This window comes from Curtobacterium sp. VKM Ac-1376 (assembly GCF_015351025.1).
Taxonomy (GTDB): Bacteria; Actinomycetota; Actinomycetes; order Actinomycetales; family Microbacteriaceae; genus Curtobacterium.
Map to the genome: position 1 here is coordinate 23425 of NZ_JADKRV010000026.1, position 8098 is coordinate 31522.

Annotated in this window: 8 protein-coding genes; 2 read left to right on the plus strand and 6 right to left on the minus strand. The window is 71.6% G+C overall.

The window, feature by feature from the left end:
- Positions 1-7 precede the first annotated feature (7 nt).
- Positions 8-634 (minus strand): hypothetical protein, encoded by a 627-nt coding sequence (locus ITJ56_RS17215; protein WP_323749855.1) that lies wholly within the window; start codon positions 632-634, stop codon positions 8-10.
- Positions 631-1845, minus strand: coding sequence for a PQQ-dependent sugar dehydrogenase (locus ITJ56_RS17220; protein ID WP_323749856.1), 1215 nt, complete (start codon positions 1843-1845; stop codon positions 631-633). Before ITJ56_RS17220 ends, ITJ56_RS17215 begins: the two co-directional genes overlap by 4 nt.
- A 110-nt stretch (positions 1846-1955) precedes the next feature.
- Here ITJ56_RS17220 and ITJ56_RS17225 point away from each other — a divergent pair, with 110 nt between their 5' ends.
- Together ITJ56_RS17225 and ITJ56_RS17230 are read left to right on the plus strand one after the other, a co-directional pair.
- The gene (locus ITJ56_RS17225; protein ID WP_194631858.1) at positions 1956-2354 is read left to right on the plus strand and encodes a cupin domain-containing protein; all 399 of its coding nucleotides are present in this window, start codon (positions 1956-1958) and stop codon (positions 2352-2354) included.
- A complete protein-coding gene (locus tag ITJ56_RS17230; RefSeq protein ID WP_194631859.1) occupies positions 2351-3022 on the plus strand; it encodes an SDR family NAD(P)-dependent oxidoreductase in 672 nt (223 codons plus the stop codon). Before ITJ56_RS17225 ends, ITJ56_RS17230 begins: the two co-directional genes overlap by 4 nt.
- Before the next feature lie 112 nt (positions 3023-3134).
- Here the strand turns inward: ITJ56_RS17230 and ITJ56_RS17235 are convergent, their stop codons facing one another.
- The 4 genes from ITJ56_RS17235 to ITJ56_RS17250 all read right to left on the minus strand — a co-directional run bounded on the left by ITJ56_RS17235 (position 3135) and on the right by ITJ56_RS17250 (position 7970).
- Positions 3135-3575 carry a hypothetical protein gene (locus tag ITJ56_RS17235; RefSeq protein ID WP_194631860.1) on the minus strand — a complete coding sequence of 147 codons (441 nt, stop codon included), beginning with the start codon at positions 3573-3575 and terminating at the stop codon, positions 3135-3137.
- A gap of 236 nt (positions 3576-3811) precedes the next feature.
- Positions 3812-6631 carry an ABC transporter permease gene (locus tag ITJ56_RS17240; protein ID WP_194631861.1) on the minus strand — a complete coding sequence of 940 codons (2820 nt, stop codon included), beginning with the start codon at positions 6629-6631 and terminating at the stop codon, positions 3812-3814.
- Positions 6628-7356, minus strand: a complete 729-nt coding sequence (locus ITJ56_RS17245; RefSeq protein ID WP_194631862.1) for an ABC transporter ATP-binding protein — start codon at positions 7354-7356, stop codon at positions 6628-6630. The genes ITJ56_RS17240 and ITJ56_RS17245 overlap by 4 nt, the downstream gene beginning before the upstream one ends.
- Positions 7353-7970, minus strand: coding sequence for a PadR family transcriptional regulator (locus ITJ56_RS17250; protein ID WP_228518134.1), 618 nt, complete (start codon positions 7968-7970; stop codon positions 7353-7355). The genes ITJ56_RS17245 and ITJ56_RS17250 overlap by 4 nt, the downstream gene beginning before the upstream one ends.
- Positions 7971-8098: the final 128 nt, after the last annotated feature.

Consider the following 8098-nt stretch of genomic DNA (forward strand, 5'->3'; position numbering starts at 1 on the left):
CACCCCGTCAGGCGAGCTGGCGCGCCCGTTCCGCGATGCCCTCGGTCGCCGCCCACGAGGCGAGCACCCGCAGGGCGTCGGCCGTCGGGCTGCCCGGGGTCGCCGGGTAGATCGTGAGCGCGAGTCCCGGGTCCTCGGCGAGTTCGAGTGTCTGGAAGTGCAGTTCCATCGGTCCGACCACGCTGTGTCGGAACGCCTTCACGCCGGCGTAGTGGCGTCGGACGTCGTGTGCCGCCCAGAGCTCGCGGAAGTCGTCGCTCCGCATCGACAGCTCGCCGATGAGTGCAGCGAGGTCCTTGTCGTTCGGCGTCCGGCCCGCTTCGCGGCGCAGGATCGCGACGTTCGTGTGCGCGGCCCGCTGCCAGTCCTGGTAGAAGTTCCGCGCCTGCGGGTCGAGGAAGATGAAGCGCGAGAAGTTCATCGGCCGCGCCGGGGTGTCGACGAGGTTCGCGTGCATCGCCCAGCCGAGTGCGTTCGCGGCGACGATGTCCTGCCGGTTGTTGATGATCATCGCCGGGGCGTCCGTGACGACGTCGAGCAGGTACTGCAGCTCGGGCCGGACGGCGGCCACGGGGACGACCCGGCCGGCGCGACGGCTGGAGAGGAAGTCGCGCGCTTCGTCGCGGTGGTTCACGCCGTCACGGTACTTTGCGCCGTTCCACGCGAGCGAGGGGCTGCGGGAACCCCTTTCAGGTGCGCGTGAGGGACGGAGACGATCCGGTCGTCTCCGCTCGACGGTGTCCCGCGGCCGTCGGTGTTGTTCGTGACGAACCAGAGTGTGTCCGACGGGCCCTCGAGCACCGTCCGGATGCGGCCGAAGTCGCCCGCGAAGTACTCGGTCGCCGTGCCGGGGTCGTCGGCCGGGACCGCCCGGAGCACCTCGCCCCGCAGGTTCGCGACGAACACCGTGTCGTCGACGACCGCGAGTCCGCTCGGGGACGCCTCGTCGGTGGACCACTGCTGCACGGGGTCGACGAAGCCCTGGTCCTCGCCGCCGGTGCCCTCGACATCGGGCCAGCCGTAGTTCGACCCGGGCTCGATCACGTTGAGCTCGTCGTGGGTGTTCTCGCCGAACTCCGACGCGAACATCGTGCCGTCCGACGACCACCCCATGCCCTGCACGTTGCGGTGTCCGAGGCTCCACACCGGCGACCCGTCGATCGGGTTGTCGGCGGGGACGTCGCCGTCCGGGGTGAGCCGCAGGATCTTCCCCGCGAGCGAGTCCTCGTCCTGCGCGTCCGTGCTCGCACCGGCGTCCCCGACGCTCGCGTAGAGCATGTCGTCGGGCCCGAACGCGATCCGGCCACCGTCGTGGAACGTGTTCTTCGGCAGGCCGTCGATGATCGTCGTCGCGTCGCCGAGCCCCCACGACCCGGTGCTCCCCGTCAGCTCGTACCGCTGGATCCGGTTGCCGTCGTCGGCCGTGGAGTACACGAACAGGTCGTCGTCGTGCAGCGCGAGCCCGAGCAGTCCGCCCTCGCCGCCGTGGCTGACGCCGTCGACGGTGCCGACCTGACGGGTGGATCCGTCGGGCCGCAGCTCGAGCACCCGGGCCGAGTCGCGCTCGCTGACCAGCGCGTCGCCGTCGCGACCGGTCAGGACCACCGACCAGGGGGCCTCCAGGCCGGTGACCACGTCGGTGGTGTCACCGTCGAGGGCCACCTGTCCGGCCGGCAGGTCGGCGGGTGCGGAGGCGAGGGCGGTCGGTGACCCGCCCCGGTCGGATCCGTCCTGCTCCGCTCCGTCACCGCTCGTGCAGGCGCTCAGGGCGAGGGCAGCGACGGCGGCGAGGCCGGCCACCGACCCGAGGCGGCGGCTGCGGGGCGTTCCGACGGGTGTGTCCACGATGATCCTCCCGGGGTCGGGGGTCGATCACACACGCTGCGTTCGGGAAACCCCTGAGGGGGTCTGCCGGCACCTCCCGACGGTGCGCACGGCGGCCTACCGTCGTCGGCATGCAGATCCAACCGAAACAGCCGACCGTCAAGAACCCGGCGGCGCAGTTCACCGGAGACGTGTACCTCGACGCGATCGCCTCGCCCCAGGAACCCGGTCAGACGATGACCGTCGCCAAGGTCCGGTTCCTGCCCGGCGCCCGCACCGCGTGGCACGCGCACGCCAAGGGCCAGACCCTGCACGTCACCGAGGGCGTCGCACGGATGGGCACCCGGGACGGCCGCGTCATCGAGGTGCAGGCTGGACAGACCGTCTACACGCCCGCCGGCGAGGAACACTGGCACGGCGCGACCCCGACGGACTACATGGAACACCTCGCGATGCTCGAGGCCGCCGACGACCCGGGGACCACCACCACCTGGCTCGAGCACGTGAGCGACGAGGAGTACACCGCATGACCACCATCGCCATCGTCGGGGCCGGCAAGGGCCTCGGCCTCGCCGTCGCCGAGCGCTTCGCCCGTGAGGGCTTCGCCGTCGCCCTGATCTCCCGCAACCAGGACCGCCTGGACGGGCTCGCCGCGGAGCTGCGCGAACGCGGCCACACCGCCGCCGGCTTCGCTGCGAACGTCCGCGACGGGGACTCCCTGCGCACCGCACTCGAGCGCGCCACCGAGCAGCTCGGCCCCATCGAGGTGCTGCAGTACAGCCCGCTCCCCGCCAAGGAGTACATGCGCCCGGTGCTCGAGACCACGGCGGACGACCTGGTCGGCCCCATCGAGTTCTCGGTCTACGGCTCGGTCAACGCCGTCCGCCAGGTCCTGCCCGGCATGCGCGCGATCGGCCACGGCACCATCCTGTTCGTGAACGGCGGCAGTGCGGTCCGCCCGGGAGCCCGCGTCACCGGCACGTCCGTCGCGTTCGCGGCCGAGAGTGCGTACGCGCAGCTGCTGCACGACGCCGTCCGCGACGAGGACGTCCACGTCGGTCAGCTCATCATCCCGTTCGGCATCGACGACGGGCAGCCCGAGCACTCCGGGGAGTCCATCGCCGACCGACTGTGGGCGATCCACACGGAGCGCGGCGACTTCCGCACCTACGCGGAGGCGCTGCCCGAGCTCTCGTGAGCGGCATCGAGTGAGCAGAACGTGACGGGTCCGGACACGCGACCCGTCGGGTTCTGCTCACTCCCTGACGGACTGGAGGCCCGTGGCGACGCCGCCACGGGCCTCCCGTCCGTCACTCCGGCAAGTGCACCTTCGCGAGATCCATCGACGCGTCTCGCCAGGAGCGCGCGCGGGCGGTGCTCATCACCGCGACGTGCGGTTCTGCCCAGTCGGTGATCGCCGGCCCGCGCATCATTCGACCGGTGTGCGCGATCACGGCGCGGAGCGCGGCCTCGGTCATCTCGGCCGCGAACCCCTCGCCTCCGGGCACCCCCGCGAGTTCGGTGAGGTAGGCATCCCCGAATCGTTCAGCCGCCGCGCGCAGGTAAGGGCTGTCGAGGCGCTCGTACCAGCGACGGACGAATGCGTCGTACGGAGCCATGTCCACAGCGAAGCCGCCCGAGGCGAAGAGCAGGTCGGCGACCCGGTCGGGAGTCAGCCCCTGAGCTTCCGCGACCGCGGCTTCGATCGCTCCGGTATCGACGAGTCGCGCAATCTCGCTCATCTCACCCATCCGTTGCTGATGTGGTCACTCAAGGACGTCCGCACGGTGATCGTTCGGTTGTCGTGACGCCGAACGTAGTCGATGTGCTTCCGAGTCCTCGTGGCGGTGGTCCTGCACCACCGCCGGATCCTCGACGTCCGGAAGCGGTCTGCCGGGCACTTCGTGAGCAGAAGACGTCGGGTCCGAGCAGCCGACTCGACATCTTCTGCTCACCAAGCGAAGCCGAGCGCAAGCCGCAACCCGCGTCAGTGCGCCCGTCGCACCGCCACCCGGCGCCGACCCCGCGAGGTCAGCCACGCCCCGGCCGTCACCACGAGGGGCAGGCCGACCGCGAGCAGCGCCAGCACCGGCCAGTCCGGCACGAACGGCATGTGGTTCACCCCGACCGGACTCTCGGTGAACCGCAGGGTCAGGGCGCGGATCGGCAGGAGTCCGAGGAGCGTCCCGATCACCGAGCCGACCGTGGCCAGGATCGCCGCCTGCCAGGTCGACACTCTTCGGCGCAGGCGTGGTGCGACACCGATGGCGTCGAGCACTTCGTCGTCCCGCCGGCCGTCGGACCGTGCGAGTCCGATCGCCACCGCCGTCGCACCGATGGTGACGGCCGCCGCGAGTGCGAGCACGATCGCCCGGATGATCGCCTCGTTGTCGATCGGACCGGCTTCGTAGGTGAACTGGGGTCCGTCCGACCGGGCACGGTCGTCGCCGCCGAAGCTCTGCCACGCCGAACTCAGCGCGTCCCATTGCTCGGGGGCGATGTCGCCGGGCAGCTTCGTCACGAGCATGCCGTCGACGGCGGCCACCCCGTACTGCGCAGCGGTCGCCTTCGTCATGAAGACACCGACCCGGATCCGCGGGGTCTGCACGTCGAGGACGGCCGGGATCGACACGCTGGAGTCGGGCTTCGTCTTCGCCGTGATCGGCGGGCTCTCCCACGTGCGGTCGTGGAACGCGTCGATCCGGACCGCGCCGTCGTGGGCGTACTCCGGCCAGAGCGACACCGCCTTGCCGCCCTCCAGCGCATCCCGCACCGCGTCCGACGGGCGGTGGCCGGTGAGCACGGCGTAGTCGTCGACCGTGCCCGTCCAGATGTGCGGACCCATCGAGTCGCCGCTCTCCAGGTAGACCGCGCAGCTCGTGGTGTTGTTCGACGGACACTCGCGGCCCTTCCAACGGTGCGGCTCCGTGACGGTCGAGGGGGTGTCGCCCGCGCTGGCGTTGACGACCCCGAGTACTCGGATCCGGTCGTGGTCGAACACGCGTGTCGCGATCTTCGCAGCGTGCGCCGTCAACGCCGCATCGTGGCCCTGGGGCATGCCCTCCGTGCCGATCAGCTGCACCTCGGCCGTCGCCACCCCGACCGCCGTCGAGTACTCGTACCCACGGACGTACTGGGCGTGGCTCGACGCACTCCACGTGATCACGACGGAGGCCACGAACACGACGCTCATGACGCTCGCCAGCACCGGCACCGTGCGGACCGGGTTGCGGCGTCCGTCGCGGGCGGCGAGCCGCGCAGACAGCCCCGCGCGGGCGGTGAGCCGGGTGATCAGGGCGAGCAGCCACGGTGAGCAGATGGCGATGCCGAGCTGCATCAGGCACGGCCCGATCGCGACGCCGGCACCGACGACGTACGCCCACCGGTCCTGCTGCACCGGACGGTCGTTGAGCATGAGCACCCCGACACCGCACGCCAGCGTCATCACGGCGCCGAGGACCACGATCAGCGGCCCCCAGATGCGCCGACGACGGCGGGCCGGACGGCTGACGGGCACCGGGCGGAGCGAGCCCCGCAGGGCCGCGAGCACGTTGATCCGGGTGGCCGACCGTGCGGCGACGAGCGCGGAGACGAGTCCGGCGAGCACCCCGGCGGCCGCGATGGACAGCAGCAGGAGCGGCGGCACGTGCAACCCGGGGAACGACGCCACGTTGCCGTTGTCGATCAGTCGGTAGGTGAGCACGCCGATCCCGGTGCCGGCGACGACTCCGAGCACCGCGCCGACGAGCCCGAGCACCAGGCCCGACCCGGCGACGATCGTGCGGACGAACCGCTTGTCGCCGCCGACGCTCGTGACGATGGCGTACGAGCGGGTGTCCGCCCGGGTGCCGACCAGGAACGCGGCCCCGGCGAGCAGGGCGACCTCGAACATCGCGAAGACGCCGAGCAGTCCCATCGCCCCGAGGTACCAGCCGAGCGACGAGCCCAGCTGCCCACCGGGGAGCCGGGCGTCGGGCGGGTCGAGCACGACCGGACGCGACTGCACGATGATGCCGTGCGCGTTGAGCTGCCGGATCTCCGACCACGTCGGGGCGTCCGACGGCAGGTACACGGTGACGTCGGTGAGCCCGGCGTCGTCGGTGGTGTCGGTCGTCGAGAGCGTCGTGCCCCAGGGCAGGAAGATGCCCTGCGATCCCGGATCGGAGCCCAGGTCGGTCATGGTGCCGGTGATCGTGAAGCGCTTGGTGACCGGGTCGGTCAGGTCCACCGTGTCGCCGATCTGCGCCCCGAGGCGTTCGAGCGTGGCCGGCGTGACCATGAGCTCGCTGCGCGTGGTCGGCGTGGAACCGTCGAGCACGTGCCAGTGGCCCTCGAGCGACGGGTCCCAGACGCTGCCCTCGACGGCGGTCAGTCCGACCGGGCCGTGCGCACCCTGGAACACGACGGGCGTGCTGCCCACCGGGATCGACAGGGCGCCGTCGGGCACGTGGGCCAGGACGTTCGTGAACGGTGCGTCCTCGTCCGACTCCGTGACGGGGCTGTTCCGCTTCGAGTCGGTGAACTCCCACTGCACCGGGTCCTGCACCATGCCGGGCAGGTCCGGGCCGGACACCCGCATCTGCGCCGATGCCTGGCCGAGGTCGTGGTCGAGCTGCTCGGTGACCGTGGCCTGCGTCGACTGCACCACGACGGCGACGGCGGCGAACCCGGCGGTGGGGATCCCGATGAGCGCGATGATCAGTGCCGCGCGGCCCGCCTTCGCGAACGCCAGTCGACGCCCCAGCCGGAGCGCCGGTCGGAGGGCGAACGGCGTCCGGGTGGTCCCGTCACGCCGACCGCGGCTCACGACGCGGTCCGGTCCGTCAGTGCCGCCTCGACACCCGAGTACACGGTCTCGTCGACCACACGACCGTCGCGCAGGAACACGATGCGGTCCGCCCAGGCGGCGTGCCGGGCGTCGTGGGTGACCAGGAGCGCTCCGGCTCCGGCGTCGACGTGCCGACGGAGCATGCGGAGCACGACCTCGCCGGTCTGCGAGTCGAGCGCACCCGTCGGCTCGTCGGCGAGCACGAGTCGACGCTCACCGACCACGCCGCGGGCGATCGCCACGCGCTGCTGCTGTCCGCCGGACAGGTCGTCCGGGTAGGCGTCGGCACGGTGCGACAACTCGACGTTGTCGAGCGCGAGCTCCGCGGCACGGCGGGCCTGCGAGGCCTTCCACCCGTCGAGCTCGAGCGGCAGCGCCACGTTCTCGACCGCGGTCAGCGAGGGGATCAGGTTGAAGTCCTGGAACACGAACCCGATCAGTCGGCGTCGCAGCGCCGCGAGCTCCTTGGCGGGACGGTCGGACACGAAGGTGCCGTCGATCAGCACCTCACCGCTCGTGGGCGGGAGCAGGGTGCCGGCGCAGGCGAGCAGCGTCGACTTCCCCGAGCCCGAGGTGCCCATCACGGCCACCATCTCGCCGCGCTCGACCCGCAGGTCGATGCCGGCCAGTGCCGTGACGGCCTTCGCACCGGAGCCGTAGTGCACGCTCACGGCGTCGAGCTGCAGGAGCGGTGAGGCGGTCACCGTGCACTCCGCGCAGCATCGGCGGAAGCCGATGCGGCAGCACCGGCAGCACCGGCAGGACCGGCAGGACCGCGAGCATCGGGCGTCGCCGGGTGCTCGTCCGGCCGGTACCGCGCGACGCTCGACTCCACGTGGTCGAGCCAGCGCACCTCTGCCTCGGCCTGGAACACCATCGACTCGAGCACGAGCGACCACGCCAGGTCCGTCTCCGGATCGGTCGTGCGCTTCAACCGGGTCAGGTCCTGCAGATTCCTGATCGCGGCACCGCGCTGCACCTGCACCAGGCGGGCGACGTCGACCCCGGGCACGGTGACGGCGAGGGCGAACTTGATCGCCAGCTCGTCGCGGCCGCGCTTCGCTGGCACCGGTTCGCTGAACCAGCGGGCCACTTCCTGGCGACCCGCGTCGGTCGCCGTGTAGACGACGTGGCCGTCGTCGTCGGCGTCGCCGCGGGCCACGAAGCCGTCGCGTTCCAGGCGGTCCAGGGTCGTGTAGACCTGGCCGATGTTCAGCGGCCAGCTCCCGCCGGTGCGGTGCTCGAACTCCCCCCGGAGCTGGTAGCCGTACCCGGGTCCCCCCACCAGCAGCGCGAGTACGCCCATCCGAACGCTCATGACACTTCCCCTGTCTCCGGCCACCGTGGCCATACTGAGTATGCACATACCCGGTATGCCCGCGCAAGCGCGGATCTGGACAGGGCGGAAGAACGGACGGGAGGCGCGGGGCCAGCAGGCACCGCGCC

What these genes read in the sequence shown, in the direction of transcription:
- ITJ56_RS17225 (WP_194631858.1), top strand. Translation starts at nt 1,956, where the DNA reads ATGCAGATCCAACCGAAACAGCCGACCGTCAAGAACCCGGCGGCGCAG.
- ITJ56_RS17230 (WP_194631859.1), top strand. Translation starts at nt 2,351, where the DNA reads ATGACCACCATCGCCATCGTCGGGGCCGGCAAGGGCCTCGGCCTCGCC.
- ITJ56_RS17235 (WP_194631860.1), bottom strand. Translation starts at nt 3,575, where the DNA reads ATGGGTGAGATGAGCGAGATTGCGCGACTCGTCGATACCGGAGCGATC.
- ITJ56_RS17250 (WP_228518134.1), bottom strand. Translation starts at nt 7,970, where the DNA reads ATGAGCGTTCGGATGGGCGTACTCGCGCTGCTGGTGGGGGGACCCGGG.